The sequence below is a fragment of the Chryseobacterium sp. SIMBA_028 genome (genome assembly GCF_046535285.1).
Lineage (GTDB): Bacteria > Bacteroidota > Bacteroidia > Flavobacteriales > Weeksellaceae > Chryseobacterium.
The window spans coordinates 1-242 of the sequence record NZ_JAWRWZ010000735.1 but is presented as its reverse complement, the minus strand read 5'-3'; the positions used below and the strand labels follow the sequence as shown (position 1 = coordinate 242).

Sequence of the window (242 nt, the reverse complement as noted above, 5' to 3'; positions counted from 1 at the left end):
GCCTACTGCAGCGACGCCGGCCAGGCCCTGCTATGGGATACGCCCGACCACGAGGTCCGCAAAGTCTTCGAATCCGTGGAGTTCCTGAAGCATGGACCCAACACCCCCCGCTCCGTGGATGACTTCCTGGACCGCCTCAGGACCTCCCGCGCCCGTGGCTACTCCATAGTTGACGAGGAAGCCGAACCCGGCCTGTATTCCCTCGCCGCTCCCATCCGGGATTTCAAGGGCGAGGTTGCCGC

1 protein-coding gene is annotated in these 242 nt (G+C 64.9%); it reads left to right on the top strand.

Annotated features, from left to right (window positions below; all coding sequences use genetic code 11):
* Positions 1-242 (top strand): IclR family transcriptional regulator C-terminal domain-containing protein (locus tag SCA31_RS25200; RefSeq protein WP_410699669.1); only part of this gene is annotated, 242 nt, incomplete at both ends.